This is a genomic window from Cellulomonas sp. PS-H5 (genome assembly GCF_019265565.1).
Lineage (GTDB): Bacteria > Actinomycetota > Actinomycetes > Actinomycetales > Cellulomonadaceae > Cellulomonas.
Genome location: NZ_JAHVCI010000016.1, coordinates 14,174 through 38,804, shown reverse-complemented (window position 1 = coordinate 38,804; position 24,631 = coordinate 14,174). Strand labels below are relative to the sequence as shown.

Below are 24,631 nucleotides of genomic sequence, written 5' to 3'. Positions count from 1 at the left end.
CCCGGGTCCGGTCCCGCGGGGTGCCCTTCAGTGGCCCCGGGGCTGGGATGACCCAGCTGTGCTGTTCTATCGAGAGGTGTGTCTCATGTCGGTTCGTCGCGTCGCGCTCCTGACCGCGGGTGGCTTCGCTCCGTGCCTGTCCTCGGCCGTCGGTGGCCTCATCGAGCGCTACACCGAGATCGCCCCCGAGGTCGAGATCATCGCCTACCAGCACGGGTACCACGGGCTCCTGCGCGGCGACAAGATCGTGATCGACGCCGAGGGCCGCGCGCAGGCGCACCTGCTGCACCGGTTCGGCGGCTCGCCGATCGGCAACTCGCGGGTCAAGCTCACCAACGCGGCCGACTGCGTCAAGCGCGGGCTGGTCCAGGAGGGCCAGGACCCGCTGCAGGTCGCGGCCGAGCAGCTCAAGGCCGACGGCGTCGACGTGCTGCACACCATCGGCGGCGACGACACCAACACCACCGCGGCCGACCTCGCCGCGTACCTGGCGGACAACGACTACGGCCTGACCGTCGTCGGCCTGCCGAAGACCATCGACAACGACGTGGTGCCGATCAAGCAGTCGCTCGGCGCGTGGACCGCCGCCGAGGAGGCCGCCGGCTTCGCCGCGAACGTCATCGGCGAGCACCGCTCCGGCCCGCGCATGCTCATCGTCCACGAGGTCATGGGCCGGCACTGCGGGTGGCTGACCGCCGCCGCGGCCGCCGAGTACCGCAAGTGGCTCGACCGCCAGGAGTGGGCCCCGGCCCTCGGCCTGACGCGCGAGCGCTGGGACGTGCACGCCGTGTTCCTGCCCGAGCTGGCGCTCGACATCGACGCCGAGGCCGCGCGCCTCAAGGCGATCATGGACACCCAGGGCAACGTCAACATCTTCCTGTCCGAGGGCGCGGGCATGCACGAGATCGTCGAGCAGCTCGAGGCGTCCGGCGCCGAGGTGCCGCGCGACCCGTTCGGCCACGTCAAGCTCGACACGATCAACCCGGGACAGTGGTTCGCGAAGCAGTTCGCGGAGAAGCTCGGCGCCGAGAAGGTCATGGTCCAGAAGTCCGGCTACTACTCGCGCGCCGCGGCCGCGAACGCCGAGGACCTGCGCCTCATCAAGTCGATGACCGACCTCGCCGTCGAGTGCGCGCTGCGGGGCGAGTCCGGCGTGATCGGCCACGACGAGGAGGACGGCGACCGCCTCAAGGCCATCGCGTTCCCGCGGATCGCCGGCGGCAAGGCGTTCGACGTCTCGCAGCCGTGGTTCGGCGCGATCCTGGAGGGCATCGGGCAGCCCCTGGTGCCCGCGACGGCGCACTGATGAGCGTCGAGGCGGACCCGCGGGTCCTGCAGGGGCTCGAGGCCTGGCGGGACCTGCCCGTGACGCAGCAGCCGGCGTGGCCGGACCGGGACGCGCTCCAGCGCGTGACCGACCGGCTCGCCGGGCTGCCGCCCCTGGTGTTCGCGGGGGAGGCCGACGCGCTGCGCGGCCAGCTCGCGGCCGCCGGGCGCGGCGAGGCGTTCCTGCTGCAGGGCGGCGACTGCGCCGAGACCTTCGCCGAGGCCACCGCGGACAACATCCGCGGCAAGATCATGACGGTCCTGCAGATGGCGGTCGTGCTCACGTACGGCGCCAGCCTGCCCGTCATCAAGATGGGCCGGATGGCCGGGCAGTACGCGAAGCCGCGGTCGTCGGACTCGGAGACCCGCGACGGCGTCACGCTGCCCGCGTTCCGGGGCGACATCATCAACGGCTTCGAGTTCACCCCCGAGGCCCGCACGCCGAACCCCGAGCGGCTGCTCGACGCGTACCACACGTCGGCGTCGACGCTGAACCTGATCCGCGCGTTCACCACCGGGGGCTTCGCGTCCCTGCTGCGGGTGCACGAGTGGAACCGCGGGTTCACCGCCAACCCGGCGTACGCCCGCTACGAGGAGATCGCCGCCGAGATCGACCGGGCCATCCGGTTCATGGCGGCGTGCGGCGCCGACTTCGACGCCCTGCGCACCGTCGACTTCTACGCGAGCCACGAGGGGCTGCTGCTCGACTACGAGCGGCCGCTCACCCGGATCGACTCGCGGACCGGCCTGCCGTACGACTGCTCGGCGCACTTCCTCTGGATCGGGGAGCGCACCCGGCAGCTCGACGGGGCGCACGTCGACTACTTCAGCCGCGTGCACAACCCGCTCGGCATCAAGCTCGGCCCGACGTCCACCGCGGACGACGCGCTGCGCCTGATCGACAAGCTCAACCCGAGCGCCGAGGCCGGCCGGATCACGTTCATCACCCGCATGGGCGCCGGCAAGATCCGCGACCTCCTGCCCTCGCTGGTGGAGAAGGTCACGGCCGACGGCCGCCCGGTCACCTGGGTGTGCGACCCGATGCACGGCAACGGCATCACGTCCGCCTCGGGCTACAAGACCCGCCGGTTCTCCGACGTCATGGACGAGGTCGCCGGGTTCTTCGAGGTGCACCGCGCGCTCGGCACCGTGCCGGGCGGCCTGCACATCGAGCTCACCGGGGACGACGTCACCGAGGTGCTCGGCGGCGCCGAGGAGATCGACGACGCCGGGCTGGCGCGCCGGTACGAGACGCTGGTCGACCCGCGGCTCAACCACCAGCAGTCGCTGGAGCTCGCGTTCCAGGTCGTGGAGCTGCTCCGGCGCTCCTGACCCCCGCGCGCGGCGACGGCCGCCGACCCCTTCCGCCAGGGGCGGCGGCCGTCGTCGTGCGTGCCCGGGCTGCTGCGGTCGTCAGGCCGCGCGCTGGTTGAACCGCAGCATGTTGCCCGACGGGTCGCGGAACGCGCAGTCCCGCACGCCGTACGGCTGGTCGATGGGCTCCTGGAGCACCTCGCCACCGGCGGCGCGGATGTGCTCGAAGGTCGCGTCGACGTCGTCGGTCTGGAAGATGACGCCGCGCAGCAGGCCCTTGGCGAGCAGCTCGGCCATGGCCTGCTTGTCGGCGTCCGACGCGCCCGGGTCCGCGAGCGGCGGCTCGAGCACGATCGTGACGTCCGGCTGGTTCGGCGGGCCGACGCTCAGCCACCGCATCCCCTCGAACCGGACGTCGTTGCGCACCTCCAGGCCCAGCACGTCCCGGTAGAACGCCAGGGCCAGGTCGTGGTCGTGCACGGCGATGAAGCACTGCTGCAGCGTGATGTCCATGGCCGTCACGCTAGAGGGACCGGGTCGCGCGGCGCTTCTCCGTTCCTGACCGGTCGGGTGCGGACCTTCGCGACGCACGCGGGCACCGCCGCGCCGGCGTCGTGCTGCTGCGCGCGGTAGGCGGACGGGCTCATCCCCACCAGCTCGGAGAACCGCGCGCTGAAGGAGCCCAGGGAGGTGCACCCGACCTCGACGCACACGTCGGTAATGCTGAGGTCGCCGCGCCGCAGCAGGGCCTTGGCCCGCTCGATCCGCCGGGTCATCAGGTAGCCGTAGGGCGTCTCGCCGTACGCGGCGCGGAACGACCGGGAGAAGTGGCCGGCGGACATCAGGGCGTCGCGCGCGAGCGTCGGGACGTCGAGGGGCTGGGCGTAGTCGCGGTCCATCCGGTCCCGCGCGCGGCGCAGCCGGACCAGGTCGTCCAGGGACGGGTGGGGCACGCCGCGCCTCCTCGCTCGCCGCTGCGGGGGTCTAGACGACCGTCAGCGTGATCGTCGTGCCCTTGGCCACCTGCTGCTCGGCCGGCACGCTCTGGTCCCGGACGGTGCCGAACAGGCCGCCGAGCACGTTGCGCCGCTCCGCCTTCAGGCCGAGCGCCTCCAGCGCGGCCGCCGCCTCGTTGTACTGCTTGCCGGTGAGGTTCGGCATCGCCACGGTCTCGGGGCCCTTCGACACCTGGAGCGTGACGGTGTCGGTGCGCTTGCCCTGGGCGCCGCCCTCGGGGGTCTGGGAGATGACCCGGCCGGCCTCGACGGTGTCGCTGAACGCCTCCTCGGGGGCGACGACCAGCCCGAGGCCCCGGAGCTGGGCGGTCGCCTCGTCGAGCGTGGCGCCGACGACCGAGACGATCCGGACGGGCTCGGGGCCGTCGGACAGCGTGAGCAGCACGGTGGAGCCTCGCCGCAGCGCCTGGCCCGGCTCCACCGGCGTGCCGTCCGCGTCCGTCACGGCGAGCACGGCGCCGACGGCGGCGGCGTCGTCCCAGTGGTCGCCCTCCACGTAGTCCGCGTCGAGGCCGGCCGCGGTGAGCAGCGCCTCGGCGTCGGCCTGCAGCTTCCCGACCAGGGTCTCGGCCGGCATCGCCACCAGGTCGACGCCCTTCGAGACCGTGAGCGTGACGGTGCCGTCCTTGCGGACCCGCTCGCCGTCCCCGGGGTCGGCGGAGACGACGTCGCCCGAGGGCACGGTGTCGTCGAAGGCGCGGACGACGTCGGACGCGAGCTCCGCGGCGTCCAGCGCCCCCAGCGCGTCGTCCTCGGCGAGGCCGGAGACCGCCGGCACCGTGGTGTACGCGCCCGGGCCGACCGCCAGGTACCACCAGGTGCCGCCGCCGATCGCGGCGAGCAGCAGGACCGCCGCGACGACCCAGCGCCACGGGCGGCGCCGCCGGGCGGTCGCCGCGGCGGGGGAGCCGGACACGGTCACCGCGCCGATGGGCAGTGCGACCGTGCGGCCGGGCGTCTCGAGCCGGGTGGTGGCGTCGCCGGGCTCCGCGGGCTCGTCGGCCGGGTCGCCGGCGGCGCGCGCGCCGACCGCGGAGGAACCGGTGTCCTGCTCGGGGTCGGTCGCCTGGGGGAGGGACACGACGGGGTCGCGGTCGACCCGGCGCGCGAGCGTCGCGGGGTCGAGCGCGGTGCGGGTGCGGCGCAGCAGGGCCAGCGCGGCGCCGGCGTCGGCGGGGCGGTCCTCGGGCTCGCGGGCGGCCAGCGCACCGACCAGCTCGTCGACCTCGACCGGGAGCCAGGAGGCCCCGTCGGCGTCGGACGGGGCGGGCACGTCGTTGTTGACGTGCTGGAACGCGATCTGGATGGGCGTCTCGCCGGTGAACGGCTGCGCGCCCGTCAGCATCTCGTAGAGCAGGACGCCGGTGGCGTACACGTCGGTGCGGGCGTCGCTCTCGCCCCGGACGACCAGCTCCGGCGACAGGTAGGCGACCGTGCCGAACACCGTGCCGGTGGTCGTCGACGTGACCTCGGTGACCGCCCGGGCCAGCCCGAAGTCGGCGACCTTGATCCGCCCGTCCGTCGCCATCAGCACGTTCTCGGGCTTGACGTCGCGGTGCACGAGGCCGGCGCGGTGCGCGGCGCCGAGCGCGTCGAGGACCTGCTCGGCGACCCCGAGCGCCTCGCCCACGCTCAGCGAGCCGCGCTCCGAGAGGTGCCGGCGCAGGTTGACCCCGTCGACGTACTCCATCGTCAGGTACGAGGTGTCGCCGTCGAGGCCCTGGTCGTACACGCCGACCAGGCCGGGGTGGGTGAGCCGGGCCGCCGCGCGCGCCTCGCGCCGGAACCGCGCGACGAAGTCGGCGCCCGCCCGGCCCTCGGCCAGGTGCGGGTGCATGACCTTGAGCGCGACGTCGCGGTCGAGCCGGCGGTCGACCGCGAGGTACACCGTCGCCATGCCGCCGCGCGCGATGCGCTGGACGACCTCGTAGCGCCCGTCGACCAGGCGGCCGACGAGCGGATCGGTGACGGTGGCTCCCACGGGCGGCATTCTACGGGCGAGGACGCCCCGGACCCCGGAGGCCCGCGGTCAGTAGCGCGCCATGTGCGTCTGGACGTTCGCGACGTACCGTCGGGTGTCGCTGAACATGCCGTTCCGCTTCACCGAGGACGCCCCCTGGTAGTAGGACGCGACGGCCGTCGACAGGTCGGGCGACGTGCGGACGAGCTGGCGGATGATCGCCACGCCGGCCACGACGTTGTCGTCGGGGTCGAGCAGGTTGAGGTCGCGGCCCACGAGCTGCGAGGCCCACTCGCCGGAGCTCGGGATCACCTGCATCGTGCCGATGGCGTTGGCGGGGGAGACCGAGGTGTGGTTGAAGCCGGACTCCTGGAACGCGATCGCCTGCGCCAGCGCCGGGTCGACGCCCATCGAGCGGGCCGTCGCGGCCACCTTGGCCTGCATCGCGCCCTTGGACGGCACGCCCATGGCGATCAGCGCGGCCTTGTTCGCGTTCGCGGAGGCGACGACGGTCGGCGCGTAGGTGCGGCCGAGGAACGTGTTGCCCACCAGCTGCGCGCCGCCGGTCGCGGCCGGGGCGGCGGCCGCCGCGGCGCCGGACCCGCCGGGGATCGTCAGGGTCTGGCCGACGCGGATGAACGCGCGGGAGTCGAGCCCGTTGGCGGAGGTGATCGCCGCGACCGTGGTGCCGTAGCGCTTCGCGATGGCCGAGACGGTCTCGCCGGAGGCGACCGTGTGCTTGCCGCCCGCGGAGGTGGGCGCGGTGGCGGCGGTCGTCGTGGCGGCGCCGGACGCGCCCGGGATCGTCAGGGTCTGACCGACGCGGATGAACGCGCGGGAGTCCAGGCCGTTCGCGGAGACGACCGCCGCGACGGTGGTGCCGTACCGCTTCGCGATGGCGGACACGGTCTCGCCGGAGGCGACGGTGTGCGCGCCGCCGGTCGCTGCCGGGGCGGCGGCCGCCGCGGCACCGGACGCCGTGGCACCGGCCGCGCCCGGGATCGTCAGCGTCTGGCCGACGCGGATGAACGCGCGGGAGTCGAGCCCGTTGGCGGAGGTGATCGCCGCGACCGTGGTGCCGTAGCGCTTCGCGATGGCGGACACGGTCTCGCCGGAGGCGACCGTGTGCGCGCCGCCCGCGGAGGCGGGCGTGGCGGCGGTGGTGGCCGCACCGCCGCCGGCGGTCGGGATCGTCAGGCGCTGGCCCTCGCGGATGAAGGCGCTGCCGTTCAGGCCGTTGGCGCTGCGCACCGCCGTCACGCTCGTGCCGTACTTCGCGGCGATGTGGCTGACGGTGTCGCCGGAGCGCACCGTGTACTGCTCGTCGGCGTGCGCGGCGGGGGCCGCGGCGGTGGCCGCGACCGCGGCGATGGCGAGCGCGCCGGTGCTGGTGGCGAGGCGCCGACCGCGGCGGCCCGCGGCGCGGGCCGGGGCGCCGAGGGCGCGCGCGGCCTGGTCCGTGAGGGCGAGGGCGGGCTGCGACATGGTGGGGACCCCTGGTGCTGAGACGGCGTGGTGCGGTGGCGGAACGCGCCGGCGGCGCGTGACTGGTGTGACTCGTGTGACTGGAGTGACCAGTGCGACGGTAGTGCACGTCCTGTGGCCTGGGAAGTCGGGGGCGCCATTTGGTGCAATGACCAGGACATTTCGGACGCATTCCTCACGCCCCCGGGCGAGCGCGCTGCACCACCAGGGTGAACGGGGGACGGTGCGCGCGCCGGGCCCGCGCGTCAGTACGCTGGCCCGCGTGACTGCGCAGATCCCCGATGACCTGGTCGACTCCTGGCTGACCGTGCCGGACGTGGCGGAGGAGCTCGGCGTCGACGCCGGGAAGGTCCGCCGTCTGCTCAAGGAGCGCCGCCTCGCCGGCGTCCGCCGCGGCGACCCGCCCGTCCTGAGCATCCCCGCCGCCTTCCTCGTGCCGGTCGACGCGCGGAACCCCGCCACCGCGCCCGAGGGATACGCCGAGGAGGCGCCCGAGGCGCGCTCGGCCGTGCTCGCCTCGCTGCAGGGGACGCTGTCGGTGCTCGGGGACGTCGGCATGTCGGACGCCGAGGCGATCGCCTGGCTGTTCACGCCCGACGAGTCGCTGCCGGGCCGGCCGGTGGACGCGCTGCGCGCGGGCCACAAGACCGAGGTGCGGCGCCGGGCGCAGGCGCTGCTCTGACGCGCGCGCCGGCCGCCGGGCTCAGGCCCGGCGGTCGACCGCCGCGTGGCCGAGGGCGACGAGCATCGCCCGGCCGTCCTCGGTGAGCTCCGCCCGGGCGAGCGCGGCGAACCCGCGCGCGCTGAGGTCGGCGATGAGCCCCTCGACCTCGGCCACGGCGCCGCTGGCCTCGATCCGGGCGGCGAGCGACCGGCACGCCTCGTCGTCGAGCGTGCGGTCGCCGAGCCCGGCGTGCAGCGCGTCCGCGAGCCCGGCGTCGCCCGCGGCCCGGGCGCGGGCCATCGCCCGCGCCACCAGCACGGTCCGCTTGCCCTCGCGCAGGTCGTCGCCCGCCGGCTTGCCCGTCGTGGCGGGGTCGCCGAACACGCCGAGCAGGTCGTCCCGGAGCTGGAACGCCTCGCCGAGCGGCAGGCCGTACGCGGCGGTGGCGGCGAGCGCGTCCTCGCCGGCGCCGGCGAGGACGGCGCCGAGCAGCAGCGGGTGCTCGACGCTGTAGCGCGCCGCCTTGGCGACGATGACCTCGCGGGCGCGCTGCTCGTCCGCCGCCGGGTCCTCGCCCCAGGGCAGCACCTCGGCGAGCAGGTCGAGGTACTGCCCGACGGTGACCTCGGTCCGCATCCGCTCGAACACCGCGTGCGCGGCGGCGCGCCGGTCCGCCGCGAGGTCCGCCACCGCGCGCGCGAACTCGCGCTCGCTCGCGACGAGGGCGAGGTCGCCGAGCAGGATCGCCGCGGACTCGCCGAACCGGTCGGGGTCGCCGGACCAGCCCTGCTCGGCGTGCCGGGCGGCGAACCGCCGGTGCGCCGCGGGCTGCCCGCGCCGGGTGTCGGAGTCGTCCATCACGTCGTCGTGGAACAGCGCCGCCGCCTGGAACAGCTCGAGCGCCGCCCCGACGCGGAGCACCACCTCCGCCTCGGGCGAGGTGGGGTCGCCGCCGTGCGCGCGCCACGACCACCAGCAGAACGCCGCCCGCAGCCGCTTGCCGCCGCCGAGCATGTGGCTCAGGCCCTCGGCGAGCGGCGCCGCGCCCGCGCCGGACCGGACGAGCTCGGGCAGCAGCGCCTCGACGTGCTCCGTGAGCAGGGCGTCGACCCGGGTGCGGAGGTCCTCGGCGTCGACGAGTGCGGGGGCGGTGCTCACCCGGCGAGCCTAGGGCCTCACAGCCGGACGGTCCCGCCCAGCGTGAGCGTGCGGACGCCGTCGCGGTCGAGCACGCCGAGCGTCAGCAGCTCCGCGGCGCCGTCCCCGCGGACGAACGTCGACGTCGCCGCCAGGCCGGTGGAGCCGGGGTCGACCACCGTCTCGGCGAAGCCGGCCGCGACCAGCTGGTCCCGCACCGCCTGGACCAGCTGGTCCGTCGCGAGCGGGCTGCGCAGGTTGAGGCTGATCGTCGTCAGCCCGGTCGCCGCGTCGGTGTCGGCGCTCGAGACCAGGATCTCGCTGCCCTCGGGCGGGGACACCAGGTCCGACGGGAACCCGGCCGCCAGGTCGCCGACCGCGGACCCCGTCGACGTCGGGCTCGGCAGGAGCGACTCGGTGGGCGCCGGCGCGGGAGCCGTGGCGGTGCCGGTCGCGGCGGTGCCGGTCGGCCGGGCGGCGTCGTCGTCGCCGGTGCAGCCCGCCGTGCCGAGAGCCACGAGGGCGAGGAGGACGACGGCGGCGGGACGGCGGAGCACGGGCGCCACAGTAGCGCCGCTCGGTGAGCGGGTGCCGAGCCCTCCACAGGCACGGAGGTGGTGCGCCGTCCCCAGGGCGGGGCCGGTGGCGCGGCGGGTGCTGCCCGCGGTGCGGTCGGGTGGGGCCATGACGACCACAGCGCCCCGGCCGGGCTCCCGGCCCGACGACCCTCCCGCCGACGTCCCCGCCGCCGGCCCCTCCGACCCCCGCGCCACGCTCCGGCTCGGGCACCCCCGCGAGCTGCTCGCGCTCGTGCCGTACCTGCTCGGCTTCCCGCCGCGGGACTCCGCCGTGCTCGTGTCGCTCCGGCCGCCGGGCCGCCGGCTCGGGGTCGTCGTGCGCACCGACCTGGCCGACCTCGTGGGGCTGGACGGCGCGCTGCTCGCCGACTCGCTCGCGGGTCATCTGCGCGCGGACGGGGCCGCGGAGGTCGTCGTCGTCCTGCACGCGGGGGAGGGTGACCCGCGCGACCCCGACCGCGGCCTGCGGGTCGCCCGCGGCTCCCGCGCCGGGCGCGCCGCGGACGTGCTCCGGCGCGCCGTCGCCGACCTCGCGCCGATGACCGTCTGGTCCGTCGACGAGGGGCGCTACGTCGGGCTGGACTGCCGGGACCCCGGCTGCTGCCCGGTGGGCGGCCACCCGCTCGCCGACCTGTCGGGCGGGGAGCTCGCGGGTCGGCTGGTCGGCGCCCGCGGCGGGGTGGCCGGGTCGCGCGAGGAGCTCGGGCTGGTGCGCCCGGCGGCCCCCGGCCCGCGCCGGTCCGCCGCGGCCGCCCGGTCGCGCTGGCTCGACGCCCTGCTGCGCGCCGACGGGCCGGACGCGGTCCTGCGCTGGCGGCGGCGGTCGCTCGACGCGTGGCGGACCGCGGCCGGCGCGAGCCAGGACCCCCTGGGGCCGCGTCCGTCCGCAGCGGTCCTCGGGCGGCTCGAGGCCGCGCTGCTCGACCCGGTCGTGCGCGACGCCGTCGTGCTGACCCTCGTCGACCCGGACGACGCCGGGCTTCCGGAGGCGGTGCTCCGCGCCGGCGTGGCGGGCCCAGGCCTCCCGGTCCTCCCGGGCGGCCCGGGGCAGGGTGAGGACCGGTGGCCCGAGGAGGACGGCGACCGGTCCCCGGGCGCGGAGGGCGGACGGGTCGGGGACGGCGCCGACCGCGGGTCCGAGCCCGACGCCACCGACGTCTCCGACCGGGTGCGCGCCGCGCTCGACCTGGTGGTCGACCCCGTCCGGGGCCGGGAACCCCGCGAGGACGTCACGGCGGCGGGGCGGACCCTCCTCGAGCAGGTGGTCGCGCACGGGCGCCGCGACCAGCAGGCGCCCGCCCTCACCGTGCTCGCCCTCCTGGCGTGGTGGGACGGGGACGCCGTCCGGGCCTCGGTCCTCGTCGAGCGGGCGCTCGACCAGGACCCCGGTCACCGGCTCGCCGAGCTGCTCGACCGGGCCCTCGGCGCAGGGCTCCCGCCCGGGTGGGTGCGTCGCCGCTGCTGAGCGCCCCGCGGCCGGTCGTGCGCCCCGACCCCTTCCGGTACGGTCGGACCACGGTCCACGGCCCGCACCCGCGCGACGGCGCACCGGTGCGCGCCCGAGGACGCACAGCGCACGTGCGAGGAGCACACATGAGCATCGTGGTCGGGTACCTGGCGACGGTCGAGGGGCGTGCCGCCCTCGCCGCGGCGACGGGCGAGGCGGTCCGGCGGTCCGAGCCGCTGGTCGTCGTCGTGAGCGAGCGCGGGGACGAGACCGACGAGCAGCGGGCCGAGCTCGCCGCCGCGCTCGACGAGGTCCGCGAGTCGCTCGAGTCGGAGGACGTCCCGCACGACGTCCGCGTCATCACCGGCGGGCGCGACGTCGCGGAGTCGCTCATCGGCACCGCGGAGGAGACCGACGCCACCCTCATCGTCATCGGCCTGCGCCGGCGGAGCCCGGTGGGCAAGCTCATCCTCGGCGCCAACGCCCAGCGCATCCTGCTCGACTCCCCCTGCCCGGTCCTGGCGGTCAAGCCCGACCCGAGCTGACCCGGGGCTCCGGGCACGCCCCGGCACGTCGGCGCCGACGCGCCCCGGCACCTCGGCGCCGACACGCCCGGGTGCCCGGGACACGCCGGGGCCTGGGATCCGCGCACCTCCGACGCCCGCCACGGGAATCCGTGGCGGGCGTCGTGCGTTGAGCACCTACGACAGGTCATCCGGCCTGCCGGACCGAGGCCTCGCCGCCCGTCCGGGGGCATCCCGAGGTGGGTGCGGGCCGGTACAATATCGAGGTACCCGATGCGCCGAACCGGGTCCCTTGCTGCCGAAAGGTCATTCGTGACGCCCCAGACTCCCACCCCCACACTCCCGCGTGAGTTCGAGCACCCCGCCCTGCAGGACCTCGTGCGCGCCGGGCGCACCAACGGCAGCGTCGACGCCGCTGCGCTGCGTCACGCGTGCGAGGCCGCTCAGGTGGAGGACGCCAGGCGGCTGAAGGCCGTCGTGCGCGGTCTGGCCAACGCCGGCATCACCATCGAGGAGCCGACCGCCGCGCCCGCCCGCGCCGTCGCGGCCACCACCGCCAAGGCGCGCCCGTCGGCCAAGGCCGTCGTCGCGGCCGAGGACGGAGACGAGGCGGCCGAGAAGCCCGCCCGCAAGACGCGTGCCGCCGCCGCCAAGCCGGCCGCCAAGAAGGCGACCGCCGGCAAGGCCGCCACCGCCAAGCCCGTCAAGGCGACGAAGGCCACCAAGGCCAAGTCGGACGAGGACGGCGACGAGGAGGACGTCGAGCTCGAGGACGTCGAGATCGACGACACCGAGATCGAGGCCGGCGACGACGCCGAGGAGACCACGGAGGACGGCGAGTCCGAGGAGACCCCCGCCGCCGCCACGAAGGCCCCCGCGGCCGAGGAGTCCACGGACACCGGCTTCGTCGTGTCCGACCGCGACGAGGACGACGCCCCGGCCCAGCAGGTCGTGACCGCGGGCGCCACCGCCGACCCGGTCAAGGACTACCTCAAGCAGATCGGCAAGGTCGCGCTGCTGAACGCCGAGCAGGAGGTCGAGCTCGCCAAGCGCATCGAGGCCGGCCTGTTCGCCGAGGAGCGCCTCGCCGCGATCGGCGACGACCTCGAGCCGAAGGCGCGCCGCGAGCTCCAGTGGATCGCGCAGGACGGCCGCCGCGCCAAGAACCACCTGCTCGAGGCCAACCTCCGCCTGGTCGTCTCGCTCGCCAAGCGCTACACCGGCCGCGGCATGCTGTTCCTGGACCTGATCCAGGAGGGCAACCTCGGTCTGATCCGCGCGGTCGAGAAGTTCGACTACACCAAGGGCTACAAGTTCTCGACGTACGCCACGTGGTGGATCCGCCAGGCGATCACCCGCGCGATGGCCGACCAGGCCCGCACCATCCGCATCCCGGTGCACATGGTCGAGGTCATCAACAAGCTGGCGCGCGTGCAGCGGCAGATGCTCCAGGACCTCGGTCGGGAGCCCACGCCGGAGGAGCTCGCCAAGGAGCTCGACATGACCCCCGAGAAGGTCGTCGAGGTCCAGAAGTACGGCCGCGAGCCGATCTCGCTGCACACCCCGCTCGGCGAGGACGGCGACAGCGAGTTCGGCGACCTCATCGAGGACTCCGAGGCCGTCGTGCCCGCGGACGCGGTGAGCTTCACGCTGCTCCAGGAGCAGCTGCACCAGGTGCTGGACACCCTGTCCGAGCGCGAGGCCGGCGTCGTCTCGATGCGGTTCGGCCTCACGGACGGCCAGCCGAAGACGCTGGACGAGATCGGCAAGGTCTACGGCGTGACCCGTGAGCGGATCCGCCAGATCGAGTCGAAGACGATGTCCAAGCTGCGCCACCCGAGCCGCTCCCAGGTGCTGCGCGACTACCTGGACTGAGCCGGTACCACGAAGGGCCCATCCCGCACGGGGTGGGCCCTTCGTCGTACCCGGGGGCGGCGGGATGTCCGGATCGGGACCTCGGTCCCACTCGGGGCCGCGCGCGCCGGAGGTGGATGGGGGACGAAGGTCACCTCGACGGCGAGGCGACCCAGGCAGGCGGGCGACGGCGCCCGCCGGAGGAGGTCCCGCGATGAAGGCACTCGTCTACCACGGCCCGGGACGCAAGGAGTGGGGGGACGTGCCCGATGCGCACGTCGTCGACGCGACCGACGTGGTCGTCCGGGTCGACACGACCACGATCTGCGGCACGGACCTGCACATCCTGCTCGGCGACGTCCCCGCGGTCACGCCCGGGCGCGTCCTGGGCCACGAGGCCGTCGGCACCGTGGTCGAGGTCGGTGCGAGCGTCGGGAAGTTCGCGGTGGGGGACCGCGTCGTCGTGCCGGCCATCACGTCGTGCGGCACGTGCCGCTACTGCCGGGTCGGCCGGGCGAGCCACTGCCAGTCGGTCGGCGGGATCGGCTGGGTGCTCGGGCACCTGGTGGACGGCACCCAGGCGGAGCTGGTCCGGGTGCCGTTCGGCGACACGTCGCTGCACCGCGTGCCGGCGGGCCTGTCCGACGAGGAGGTGATCTTCCTGTCGGACATCTTCCCGACCGGCTACGAGATGGGCGTCCGCAACGGCGCGGTCTCGCCCGGCGACACAGTGGTCTGCATCGGCGCCGGTCCGGTCGGGCTCGCGGCCATGGCGACCGCGCACCTGCACGGCGCCCGCCGGGTGGTCGCGGTCGACCTCGACCCGTTCCGGCTCGACCGGGCCGTGCAGGACTTCGGCGCGACGCACGCCGTGAACTCGGGTGCCGCCGGCTGGCAGGACGAGGTGCGGGCGCTCTGCGGCGGGCGCGGCGCGGACGTCGTGATGGAGGCCGTCGGCCTCCCGCAGACCCTGGAGGCGGCGTTCGACCTCGTGGTCCCGTACGGCCACGTCGCCAACATCGGCGTGCACGGGCACCCGGTGACGCTGCCGATCGACCGGCTGTGGATCGAGAACATCACCGTCACGATGGGCCTGGTCGACGGCGTCACGGCGCCGATGCTGCTGGACCTCGTGGCGGAGGGCTCGCTCGACATCCGCCCGATGGGGACCCACACGTTCGCGCTCGACCAGATGCACGAGGCGTACGAGGTGTTCGGCGCCGCCGCGCAGCACGACGCGCTCAAGGTCGTCCTGCGGCGGTGACCGCACACGGAAGGGGCCCGTCCGGCTGCAGCCGGACGGGCCCCGTCCTTCGTGTCGTCGCGGCGTGCGGCACCGGTCCCCGGTGCGCCGCCGGTCTCGTGGCGCGGCTCAGCGAGCGGCGCCGGCTCCGGCTCCGTGCTCGGCGAGCAGCTTGTCCGTCTCGTCCTGCACGTGGGTCGCGACCTGCGAGTACTTCGGCGCGTGCTCGCGCGCGTGGTGCGCGCAGAACAGGAGCTCGCCCACGGGCAGCTGCACGCGGACGTAGGCCTGAGCGCCGCAGCGGTCGCAGCGGTCGGCTGCGGTCAGCGGGTTCGTGGTCTCGATCGTCTCCGTCACGTTGTCATACAACCATCTCCGGCCGGGATCCTTCCCGTCGAGGGCGGGTGGTTCGCTCACCGCGTACGCCGGATCACCCGACGTCATCGACCTGTCACGCGACCGACACCGGATCGTGACCGCGCGCGCACGGCGTCCTGAGGAACGGCGCCCGGGAGCGGCATGGTGCCGCGGTTCTGCCGGTCCGAGCGATTACCCTCGGGACTCGTGTCGACCGCTTCCGCCGAGTCCAGCTACACCGCCCGTCACCTCTCCGTGCTGGAGGGGCTCGAGGCGGTCCGCAAGCGCCCGGGCATGTACATCGGCTCCACCGACTCCCGGGGCCTCATGCACTGCCTCTGGGAGATCATCGACAACTCGGTCGACGAGGCCCTGGCCGGCCACGGCGACCGCATCGACATCGTGCTGCACGCCGACTCGTCGGTGGAGGTCCGCGACAGCGGCCGCGGCATCCCGGTCGACGTCGAGCCCAAGACCGGCCTGACCGGCGTCGAGGTCGTGCTGACCAAGCTGCACGCGGGCGGCAAGTTCGGCGGCGGCTCGTACGGCGCGTCCGGCGGCCTGCACGGCGTCGGCGCCTCGGTGGTCAACGCGCTGTCCGAGCGCCTCGACGTCGAGGTGGACCGCGGCGGCAAGACGCACCGCATGACGTTCCACCGCGGCGAGCCGGGCGTGTTCGACGACGCGGCGGGCCGCAGCCCCGAGTCGCCGTTCGAGCCGTTCGTCGCCCGCTCGCAGCTCGACGTCGTCGGCAAGGTCGCCAAGGGCCGCACGGGCACCCGCATCCGGTACTGGGCCGACCGGAACATCTTCCCGACGTCGGCGGTGTTCTCCTACGACGAGCTCGTGACCCGCGCACGGCAGACCAGCTTCCTGGTGCCGGGCCTGACGATCACGGTCCGCGACGAGCGGGGCCTGCCCGGCACGCCCGCGGCCGAGGGCCCGCACGAGGAGGTGTTCCGGCACGACGGCGGCACGGTCGACTTCGCCGACTTCCTCGCCCCGGACGCCCCGGTCACCGACACCTGGCAGCTCACAGGCTCGGGCACGTTCTCGGAGACGGTGCCGGTCCTCGACGCGCGCGGGCACATGACCCCGCAGGAGGTGCAGCGCGACTGCGAGGTCGACGTGGCGCTCCGCTGGGGCACGGGCTACGAGACCGAGGTCCGCACCTTCGTCAACATCATCGCGACGCCCAAGGGCGGCTCGCACCTGGCGGGCTTCGAGACCGCGGTGCTCCGCACGATCCGCAAGCAGGTCGAGGCCAACGCCCGCCGGCTGAAGATCTCCGCCAAGGACGGCGGGGAGAAGATCGAGAAGGACGACGTGCTCGCCGGCCTCACCGCCGTCGTGACCGTCCGGCTGGCCGAGCCGCAGTTCGAGGGCCAGACCAAGGAGGTGCTCGGCACCGCCCCGGTCCGGAACATCGTCGCGAAGGTCGTCGACACCGAGCTCGCCGCGCTGATGACGTCGGCCAAGCGCGAGCACAAGGCCCAGTCGGCCGCGCTGCTCGACAAGGTCGTGGGGGAGATGCGCGCCCGCGTCTCGGCGCGCAAGCAGAAGGAGATCTCCCGCCGGAAGACGGCGCTGGAATCCTCGTCCCTGCCCGCGAAGCTCGCCGACTGCCGCAGCGACGACGTGTCGCGCAGCGAGCTGTTCATCGTCGAGGGCGACAGCGCGCTCGGCACCGCCAAGCTCGCGCGGTCGTCGGACTTCCAGGCGCTGCTGCCGATCCGCGGCAAGATCCTCAACGTCCAGAAGGCGTCGATCTCGGACATGCTGCGCAACGCCGAGTGCGCCGCGATCATCCAGGTGATCGGCGCGGGCTCCGGCCGCACGTTCGACCTCGACGCCGCGCGGTACGGGAAGATCGTGCTGATGACCGACGCCGACGTCGACGGCGCGCACATCCGCACCCTGCTGCTCACGCTGTTCTTCCGGTACATGCGCCCGCTGGTCGAGGCCGGCCGGGTGTACGCCGCGGTCCCGCCGCTGCACCGCATCGAGGTGATCGGCGCCGGCAGCCGGAAGAACGAGTACATCTACACGTACTCGGAGGCCGAGCTCACCGCGACGCTGAAGAAGCTCGACAAGGCCGGCAAGCGCTACAAGGAGGACATCCAGCGCTACAAGGGCCTCGGCGAGATGGACGCGGACCAGCTGTCGGAGACGACGATGGACCCCCGGCACCGCACGCTGCGCCGGGTGACCCTGCCCGCCGCCGAGTCCGCCGACGCGCTGGTCCGCAGCGCGGAGGAGACGTTCGAGCTGCTCATGGGCTCGGACGTCGCGCCGCGCAAGGACTTCATCGTGGCCGGAGCGTCGACGCTGGACGCCTCGCAGATCGACGCCTGACGCCGCGGGTCCCCCGGGGCGCGCGTCCGTGACCTGCGCCTCGGGGTCGTCCGCGGCGATTCCGCGTGACAGGGCGGGCGGCCGTCGGGCACCGTGTCCCGCATGCCCGAGACGCCTGAGACGCCCGCCGCCGTCCCGCCGCTCGCGGTGCGCGCCGCCGCGCGCGCGACGCTCCCCGAGCCCGACCCCGCCGCCACGGGCCTGACCTGGCGACCGCTGACCCGCGACGACGTCCCCGTGCTGGCCGCGCTGATCGCGCGCATCGAGGCCGCCGACGCCCAGCCGTTCCGCACCAGCGAGACCGAGGTCGGCGAGGGCTTCGACGGCGACTGGAAGGACCCGGCGCGGGACACGCGGGTCGGGCTCGACGCCGACGGGGTCCCGCGCGCGTGGATCAGCCTCGACGCGCCGCCCGGGGACGTCCGGGTCATCCGCGTGTGGGTGTCGGGCGGAGTGGACCCGGAGTGGCGCGGTCGCGGCATCGGGCGCGCGGTCCTGGCCTGGGCGACCGCCCGGGCCCGGCAGAAGCTCGCGGAGTCCGGCAAGGACGCCCCGGGGCGCATCGCCGCCTTCCTCGAGGACCACCGCGCCGACGCCCTCGCCCTGCACGCCGCCGCGGGGTTCGCGCCGATCCGGTACTTCACCGACATGCGCCGGGACCTGTCCCGGCCGCTGCCGGAGCCCCGCCCGCTCGACGGCGTGCGCGTCGTGCCGTGGTCGGCCGAGCTCGACGACGCCGTGCGGCTGGCGCACAACGAGGCGTTCGCCGACCACTGGGGGAGCGAGCCCCGGACGGCGGAGCACTGGCAGCAGGGCCGCGCGATGTTCGCCCCGCAGTGGAGCCACGTGGCCCTCGACGAGGCCACTGGTGAGGTCGCGGGCTACACGATCTCCGGCCGGTACGAGCACGACTGGGAGATCGCGGGGTTCACGTCGGGCTACACCGAGCTGCTCGGCGTCCGGCGCGCGTGGCGCGGACGCGGCCTCGCCCCGGCGCTGCTGACCGCCGCCATGGCGTCGTTCCGGGCGGACGGCATGCAGTACGCGGAGCTCGACGTCGACACCGAGAACCCGTCGGGCGCGCACGGCCTGTACGCCAGCCTCGGCTACGAGGTGACGCACGGCGCGATCATGTACACGATCGAGGTCTGACGGAACGGCCCCGTCGCGCGACGGCGGGGCCCTACGCTGTGCCCATGGCTCCAGAGGACGGGCGCGCGCAGGTCGACGAGGACGCCACCTGGCGCATGTACCTGGGACTCTCCCGGGAGATGTTCACGGCGCTCGAGCGCGGGCTCGGCGCCGACGCCGGCGTGTCCGTCGCCGACCTCGAGCTGCTCGAGCCGCTGCTCGCGGCCGGGCACCCCGGTCTGCGGGCCAAGGACCTCGCCGCCGCGGCCGAGTGGCAGGACAGCCGGGTCTCGCACCAGCTGCGCCGCATGGAGTCCCGCGGGCTCGTGACGCGCAGCCGCGACCGCCAGGACGGCCGCGGCACGGTCGTCTGCCTCACCGAGGCGGGCGAGGCGGCCGCGCGGGCCGCGCAGCAGACCCGCCGGGTGCTGGTGCGCGACCTGCTGCTGTCGCCGCTGGACGACGCGCAGGTGGCGTCGCTGGTCGAGGTGTCGGGCCTGGTCCGCGCGCGCATCGCCGCCACGGGCCAGGCCCGCTGACCCGCGCCCGCCGGCGCTGCGCCGGCGGGTCGTCCTGGAGGCCGCGAGCTCGGCCCGTGCGCCCGTCCGCCCGCGTGGCCCCGCGAGTGCCTATCCAGGGGATAGGCACTCGACGTGTCGCGTACACACTCGGCGCGGTGGCGCGGTGGCGCGGTGGCGCGGTGGCGCGGTGGGGGCGTGGCGCGGTGGGGCGGTGGGCGGTGGCGCGGTGGGCGGTGGGGCCGTGGGGCGGCCGGGTCAGCCGATCGCCAGGGGCGGGGCCGCCAGGGGCTGGCCCGAGCCGTCGCGGCGGTCGTCCGGCTCCGGGAGGTCGACCGGCTGGCCCGCCGAGCCCGTCGCGCGCGCGGGGGCCGGGCCGACCCAGGCGAGGAACAGCGCGTCCTCGCCCTTGAGGAACCGGTGCGCCCGGACGCCGCCGGTGGCGCGGCCCTTGCCCGGGTACCGGGAGAAGGGCGTGACCTTGGCCGAGCCCGCCTGGGTGCCCGGCAGCGCGTCCGACGCCCCGGCGACGGTCACCACGACCGGGCCCTCGGCGTCGTCGACCGCGTCGGAGCCCGCGGGCAGCGCGCCGAAGTGCACCACCCGCTGGCCGGGGGCGAGCTTGATGCCCGCCATGCCGCCCGCGGGCCGGCCCTGCGGGCGCACGGACGCCGCCGGGAAGTGCAGCAGCGCGGCGTCGGAGGCGACGAACACGAGCTCGTCCTCGTCGGTCACGGTCGCGCAGCCGACCACCTCGTCGCCGTCCTTCAGGCCGATGACCTCCCAGGAGTCGCGGTTCGCGGGCGCCTCGCCGGAGCTGACCCGCTTGACCACGCCCTGCGCGGTGCCGACGGCCAGCGTCGGGCCGTCGGCGGTCACGGGGACCAGCCCGACGACCTTCTCGCCCTTGTCGAGCGCGAGGAGCTCGGACAGCGGGAGGCCGCCGGAGAGGTTCGGCGCGCCGTCGGTCGGCGGCAGGCCCGGCAGGTCGAGCACGGACACCCGCCGGACGACGCCGCGGGACGTCAGCACGCCGACCTCGCCGCGCACGGAGGTCGCGACGGCGCCGGACAGCACGTCGTGCTTGGACCGGCCGGCGCCGGGCGCGGGCCGCAGCTCGACGTCGGTGCTGCCGGTGCGCGCGACCAGGCCGGTCGCGGACAGCAGCGCGTAGCAGGGGGAGTCCTCGATCTCGAGCGACAGCGCGGGGGCGGCGGACCGGCCGGACCGCGGCGCGGGCGCGCCCTCGGCGGCGGTGGCGACGCCGCCCGCGGACTCCAGCAGGATCGTGCGGCGCGGGGTGCCGTAGGTCGCGGCGACCTCCGCCATCTCGTCGCTGACCGTGGTCCGCAGCAGCGCCTCGTCGCCGAGGATCGCCTGCAGCGCCTCGATCTCGCCGAGCAGCTCGTCGCGCTCCTTCTCCAGCTCGATGCGGGAGAATTTGGTCAGGCGCCGCAGCCGGAGCTCGAGGATGTACTCGGCCTGCGGCTCGGACAGGTCGAACACCTGGCGCAGCCGGGTGCGCGCGGCGTCCGCGTCGTCGGAGGACCGGATGACCTGGATGACCTCGTCGATGTCGACGATGGCGATGAGCAGGCCCTCGACGAGGTGCAGCCGCTCCTGCTTCTTCCGCAGCCGGAACTGGCTCCGGCGCCGCACCACGGAGATCCGGTGGTCGACCCACACCTGGAGCAGGTCGCGCAGCCCGAGCGTGCGGGGCTGGCCGTCGACCAGGGCGACGTTGTTGATCGAGAACGAGTCCTCGAGCGGCGTGTACCGGTAGAGCTGCTCCAGCACGGCCTCGGGGTTGAACCCGGTCTTGACCTCGATGACGAGGCGCAGGCCGTGCTGCCGGTCGGTGAGGTCGAGGGCGTCCGAGATGCCGGAGAGCTTCTTGGACTGCACGCCCTCCTTGATCTTCTCGATGACCTTCTCCGGGCCGACGGTGTACGGCAGCTCGGTGACGACGATGCCCTTGCGGCGCGGGGTGACGTTCTCGATCCGCGCGGTGGCCCGGGTGCGGAACGCGCCGCGGCCGGTGCGGTAGGCGTCGCGCACGCCCTCGAGGCCGACGATCTTGCCGCCGCTGGGCAGGTCGGGCCCGGGCACGAACCGCATGAGCTCGTCCAGCGTCGCCTCGGGGTGCAGCACGAGGTGCCGGGCGGCCGCGACGACCTCGACCAGGTTGTGCGGGGCCATGTTCGTGGCCATGCCGACCGCGATGCCGGACGCGCCGTTGACCAGCAGGTTGGGGATCGCGGCGGGCAGCACGCCGGGCTGGGTCAGCTTGTTGTCGTAGTTCGGGACGAAGTCGACGACGTCCTCGTCCAGGCTCTGCGTCATCGCGAGCGCGGACGGCGCCATGCGCGCCTCGGTGTACCGGGGGGCGGCGGGCCCGTCGTCGAGCGAGCCGAAGTTGCCGTGCCCGTCGACCAGCGGCAGCCGCAGCGAGAACGGCTGCGCCATGCGGACCATCGCGTCGTAGATCGCGGTGTCGCCGTGCGGGTGCAGCTTGCCCATCACCTCGCCGACCACGCGGGCCGACTTCACGAACGGCCGGTCCGGGCGCAGGCCCATGTCGGACATCTGGAACAGGATGCGGCGCTGCACCGGCTTCAGTCCGTCGCGGGCGTCGGGCAGGGCGCGCGAGTAGATGACCGAGTAGGCGTACTCGAGGAACGAGCCCTCCATCTCGGTGGCGACGTCGATGTCGACGATGCGCTCGACGACGTCCTCCGGCGGGACGTCGGGTGTGCTGCTGCGGCGCGCCATGCTGGGGGCTGCTCCCGGGATCGGCGGTGCGGGTGGTCGGCGCCCATTGTCGCCGCTCCGCGAGCCTGTGGACCACCACGACGCGCGGCGCGCCGGTTGGTTAGGCTCGTGGGCATGGCCGAGAGCACCGGGGGCGCGCCCGACGAGGCGGCGGACTACCCGGAGAGCTGGGAGGCCGACGTCGTCCTCCGCGACGGCAGCACCACGCACGTGCGGCCGATCCGCCCCGAGGACGCGGACGCCCTGCAGGCGTTCCACGTCGGGCAGTCCGAGGCGTCGATCGTGTTCCGGTTCTTCGCCCCGCTGGAGCGGCTGGGGGACCGGGACCTCGCGCGGTTCACCCGCGTCGACCACCGGGACCGGGTCGCGCTGGTGGCGGTGACGGGGGACGACGCGATCATCGGCGTCGCCCGGTACGACAAGGTCGGCCCCGACGAGGCCGAGGTGGCGTTCAACATCGCCGACGCGCACCACGGCCGCGGGCTCGGCTCGGTGCTGCTGGAGCACCTGGCCGCGGCGGCGCGCGAGCGCGGCATCCGCCGGTTCACCGCCGACGTGCTGCCGCAGAACGGCCGGATGATCGCGGTGTTCCGCGAGGCCGGGTACTCGCTGCAGCAGCGCCTGGAGGACGGCGTGGTGACGGTGGGCTTCGACATCGACCCGACGGACCGGTCGCTCGCGGTGATGATGGCCCGCGAGCACGCCGCGGAGGCGCGCAGCGTCCAGGCGCTGCTGACCGCCCGGTCGGTGCTGGTGCTGTCGTCGCCGAACGCCGAGCCGGGGTCCCTGGACGACCGCCGCGCCGAGCGCGTGCTGGCGGACCTGGTCGGCGGCGTCCCGTCCGCCGAGGACCCCGCGCACCGCACCGGCGCCGTCACGGCGGCAGGCGGCGACGAGCGCGGCGTCGAGGTGCACGTGGTCGGGCGCCCGGCGCCCGACGGCGCCGACCCGCGCCCGACGGTGCACCACTGGGACCGCCTCGACGACGTCCCCGGCCCCGTCGACCTCGCCGTGCTCGCGCTGCCCGCCGCGGAGGCCGTCGTCGCGGTGCGCGCGCTCGGCCGGCTCGGCGTCAAGGGCGTCGTCGTGCTGTCGGGCGGGTACGCCGAGCAGGGCCCCACCGGCCTCGCGCTGCAGCGCGCCCTGCTGCGCGCCGCGCACGCCGCCGGGCTCCGGGTGGTCGGCCCGCGGTCGTACGGCCTGCTCGCGCACGCCGCGGGCGGCCTGCTCAACGCCTCGCTCACCGAGGACCCGCCGCCGCCCGGGCGGATCGGGCTGTTCTGCCAGTCCGCCTCGACCGCGGTGTCGATCCTCGGCTCGGTGCGCCGCCGGCACCTCGGCCTCGCGCACCTCGTGTCCGCGGGCAACCGCGCCGACGTGTCCGGCAACGACCTCATGCAGTTCTGGCAGGACGACGACGCGACGGACGTCGTGGCGCTGTACCTGGAGTCGATCGGCAACCCGCGCAAGTTCTCCCGCGTCGCCCGGCGCCTGGCCGCCGCGAAGCCCGTCGTCGTGGTGACCGCCGGCCGGTCCGGCCACGTCGTGCCGCCCGGGCACGCCGTCCGGCCCACGCAGGCCTCGCGTCAGACGCTGCAGGAGGTGATGCGGCGCTCGGGCGTCGTGCTGGTCGACAACGTGCACCAGATGCTCGAGGTGTCGCAGCTGTTCGCCCTGCAGCCGCTGCCCCCGGGCCGCCGCGCCGCGGTCGTCGCCTCGTCGTCCGCCGCCGCGTCGCTGGTGTCCGAGGCGCTCGCCGCCGCGGGGTTCACCGTCGCCCGCGCGCCGGCGATCCTGCACGAGGACGCCGACGACGCGAAGGTCGAGCGCACCTTCGCCGCGGTGTACGCCGACCCGGACGTCGAGGTCGTCGTCACCATGCACGTCCCGACCGTGGGACCGCGGGACGACCGCGTCGCCCAGGCGCTCGCCCGGCACGCCGCCGGGTCGGGTCGGACGTCGGTGGCCTGCCTGCTGGGGCTGCACGGCGCGACGCCCGCCCTCACCGCGCCGGACGCGGACGGCGCCCCGCGCACCGTCCCCGCGTACACGACCCCGGAGGACGCCGTCCTCGCGCTCGACCAGGCGGCCCGGTACGCCGCGTGGCGGGCGGCCGACCGCGGCCGGCTCGTCGCGCCCGAGGGCATCCACGCCCGCACCGCGCGCCGCCGCATCGCGGGCTGGCTCGACGAGGCCGGCAGCCGGGCGTCGCTCGACCTCACGCACGAGCAGGTCGCCGAGCTCCTGGGCCTCGCCGGGGTGGAGGTGTTCCCGACGGTCGGCGTGCACGACGCGGACGAGGCCGTCGCGGCAGCGGAGCGCCTGGGCTGGCCCGTCGCGCTCAAGTCGACCGTCCCGGCGCTGCGGCACCGGTCGGACCTCGGCGGGGTGCGGCTCGACGTGCACGACGAGGCCGAGCTGCGCGCCGACGTCGACCAGGTGCTCGCGCTCGCCGCGGGCCGGGAGCCCGAGCCGGGGCGCGCGCCGCTCGAGGTGCAGGCGATGGCCCCGCACGGGGTCGCCTGCGTCATCCGGTCCGCCGAGGACCCGCTGTTCGGCCCGGTGCTCGGGTTCGGGCTCGGCGGCGACACCACGGACCTGCTCGGCGACGTGGCCTGGGCGGTGCCGCCGCTCACCGACGTGGACGTGTCCGACATGGTGCGCGCGCCGCGGTCGTCGCCCCGGCTGTTCGGCTACCGGGGCGTGCCGCCGCTCGACGTCGCCGCGCTGGAGGACGTGCTGGCCCGGGTGGCCGTGCTGTCGGACCAGCTCCCGGAGCTGCTGCACCTGGAGCTGAACCCGGTCGTGGTGGCCGAGCGCGGTGCCTACGTGCTGGGCGCGACGGCCCGCGTCGGGGTGGCCGGCACCCGGGCCGACGGCCCGCGCCGCGCGCTGCCCGCCTGACGCTCCCGGCCGGGGTGTGACGGCGCCGCCCCTCGGGTGGGAGGAT

General features: G+C 75.3%; 19 protein-coding genes. 11 read left to right on the top strand and 8 right to left on the bottom strand.

The features are described 5' to 3' along the window. The first annotated feature begins 85 nt into the window (after window positions 1-85). Window positions 86-1,306, top strand: coding sequence for a pyrophosphate--fructose-6-phosphate 1-phosphotransferase (locus tag J5O08_RS08690; RefSeq protein WP_166940381.1), 1,221 nt, complete (start codon window positions 86-88; stop codon window positions 1,304-1,306). After that, window positions 1,306-2,658 carry a class II 3-deoxy-7-phosphoheptulonate synthase gene (locus J5O08_RS08685; RefSeq protein WP_218706472.1) on the top strand — a complete coding sequence of 451 codons (1,353 nt, stop codon included), beginning with the start codon at window positions 1,306-1,308 and terminating at the stop codon, window positions 2,656-2,658. Before J5O08_RS08690 ends, J5O08_RS08685 begins: the two co-directional genes overlap by 1 nt. An 81-nt stretch (window positions 2,659-2,739) precedes the next feature. Here J5O08_RS08685 and J5O08_RS08680 read toward each other — a convergent pair whose 3' ends face one another. From J5O08_RS08680 to J5O08_RS08665, 4 genes are all read right to left on the bottom strand, one after another. Continuing rightward, window positions 2,740-3,153, bottom strand: coding sequence for a VOC family protein (locus tag J5O08_RS08680; protein WP_217613891.1), 414 nt, complete (start codon window positions 3,151-3,153; stop codon window positions 2,740-2,742). A 5-nt stretch (window positions 3,154-3,158) separates the two neighbouring features. After that, entirely contained in the window at window positions 3,159-3,539 is a 381-nt protein-coding gene (locus J5O08_RS08675) for a helix-turn-helix transcriptional regulator (protein ID WP_218706504.1), read from the bottom strand. A gap of 85 nt (window positions 3,540-3,624) precedes the next feature. Further along, complete coding sequence (pknB, locus tag J5O08_RS08670) at window positions 3,625-5,646, bottom strand: Stk1 family PASTA domain-containing Ser/Thr kinase (protein WP_255589506.1); 2,022 nt, start codon at window positions 5,644-5,646, stop codon at window positions 3,625-3,627. A gap of 39 nt (window positions 5,647-5,685) precedes the next feature. Then, window positions 5,686-7,101 (bottom strand): LysM peptidoglycan-binding domain-containing protein, encoded by a 1,416-nt coding sequence (locus tag J5O08_RS08665; RefSeq protein ID WP_218706468.1) that lies wholly within the window; start codon window positions 7,099-7,101, stop codon window positions 5,686-5,688. A gap of 262 nt (window positions 7,102-7,363) precedes the next feature. Between J5O08_RS08665 and J5O08_RS08660 the strand changes: the two genes are divergently transcribed. After that, the gene (locus J5O08_RS08660) at window positions 7,364-7,783 is read left to right on the top strand and encodes an Rv2175c family DNA-binding protein (RefSeq protein ID WP_308281489.1); all 420 of its coding nucleotides are present in this window, start codon (window positions 7,364-7,366) and stop codon (window positions 7,781-7,783) included. Between the two features lie 21 nt (window positions 7,784-7,804). Here J5O08_RS08660 and J5O08_RS08655 read toward each other — a convergent pair whose 3' ends face one another. Then, window positions 7,805-8,923 (bottom strand): polyprenyl synthetase family protein, encoded by a 1,119-nt coding sequence (locus J5O08_RS08655; RefSeq protein WP_218706466.1) that lies wholly within the window; start codon window positions 8,921-8,923, stop codon window positions 7,805-7,807. A 17-nt stretch (window positions 8,924-8,940) separates the two neighbouring features. After that, on the bottom strand, window positions 8,941-9,459 hold the full coding sequence (locus tag J5O08_RS08650) for a hypothetical protein (RefSeq protein ID WP_218706465.1): 519 nt from the start codon (window positions 9,457-9,459) through the stop codon (window positions 8,941-8,943). Window positions 9,460-9,586: 127 nt separating this feature from the next. On the opposite strand from J5O08_RS08650, the gene J5O08_RS20895 reads away from it, so the two are divergent. The 4 genes from J5O08_RS20895 (at window position 9,587) to J5O08_RS08630 (ending at window position 14,569) form a co-directional block, all read left to right on the top strand. Continuing rightward, a complete protein-coding gene (locus tag J5O08_RS20895) occupies window positions 9,587-10,945 on the top strand; it encodes a DUF4192 domain-containing protein (protein WP_255589505.1) in 1,359 nt (452 codons plus the stop codon). Between the two features lie 128 nt (window positions 10,946-11,073). Then, window positions 11,074-11,472: a universal stress protein gene (locus J5O08_RS08640; RefSeq protein ID WP_218706464.1), complete on the top strand. Its 399-nt coding sequence runs from the start codon at window positions 11,074-11,076 to the stop codon at window positions 11,470-11,472. Window positions 11,473-11,763: 291 nt separating this feature from the next. Next, window positions 11,764-13,326, top strand: coding sequence for an RNA polymerase sigma factor (locus tag J5O08_RS08635; protein ID WP_308160794.1), 1,563 nt, complete (start codon window positions 11,764-11,766; stop codon window positions 13,324-13,326). Window positions 13,327-13,519: 193 nt separating this feature from the next. Continuing rightward, window positions 13,520-14,569 (top strand): zinc-binding dehydrogenase, encoded by a 1,050-nt coding sequence (locus tag J5O08_RS08630; protein ID WP_218706463.1) that lies wholly within the window; start codon window positions 13,520-13,522, stop codon window positions 14,567-14,569. 108 nt (window positions 14,570-14,677) lie between these two features. On the opposite strand, the gene J5O08_RS08625 is transcribed toward J5O08_RS08630, so the two are convergent. Next, window positions 14,678-14,917 (bottom strand): hypothetical protein, encoded by a 240-nt coding sequence (locus tag J5O08_RS08625; protein ID WP_154730727.1) that lies wholly within the window; start codon window positions 14,915-14,917, stop codon window positions 14,678-14,680. 150 nt (window positions 14,918-15,067) lie between these two features. Between J5O08_RS08625 and J5O08_RS08620 the strand changes: the two genes are divergently transcribed. The 3 genes from J5O08_RS08620 (at window position 15,068) to J5O08_RS08610 (ending at window position 18,930) form a co-directional block, all read left to right on the top strand. Next, on the top strand, window positions 15,068-17,260 hold the full coding sequence (locus J5O08_RS08620) for a DNA topoisomerase IV subunit B (RefSeq protein WP_255589504.1): 2,193 nt from the start codon (window positions 15,068-15,070) through the stop codon (window positions 17,258-17,260). Between the two features lie 102 nt (window positions 17,261-17,362). Beyond that, window positions 17,363-18,412 carry a GNAT family N-acetyltransferase gene (locus tag J5O08_RS08615; RefSeq protein ID WP_218706461.1) on the top strand — a complete coding sequence of 350 codons (1,050 nt, stop codon included), beginning with the start codon at window positions 17,363-17,365 and terminating at the stop codon, window positions 18,410-18,412. A gap of 44 nt (window positions 18,413-18,456) precedes the next feature. Then, a complete protein-coding gene (locus tag J5O08_RS08610) occupies window positions 18,457-18,930 on the top strand; it encodes a helix-turn-helix domain-containing protein (protein WP_217613881.1) in 474 nt (157 codons plus the stop codon). Between the two features lie 237 nt (window positions 18,931-19,167). Here the strand turns inward: J5O08_RS08610 and J5O08_RS08605 are convergent, their stop codons facing one another. Next, window positions 19,168-21,681: a DNA topoisomerase (ATP-hydrolyzing) subunit A gene (locus J5O08_RS08605; RefSeq protein ID WP_218706460.1), complete on the bottom strand. Its 2,514-nt coding sequence runs from the start codon at window positions 21,679-21,681 to the stop codon at window positions 19,168-19,170. 114 nt (window positions 21,682-21,795) lie between these two features. Between J5O08_RS08605 and J5O08_RS08600 the strand changes: the two genes are divergently transcribed. After that, window positions 21,796-24,585 carry a GNAT family N-acetyltransferase gene (locus J5O08_RS08600; protein ID WP_218706459.1) on the top strand — a complete coding sequence of 930 codons (2,790 nt, stop codon included), beginning with the start codon at window positions 21,796-21,798 and terminating at the stop codon, window positions 24,583-24,585. Window positions 24,586-24,631: the final 46 nt, after the last annotated feature.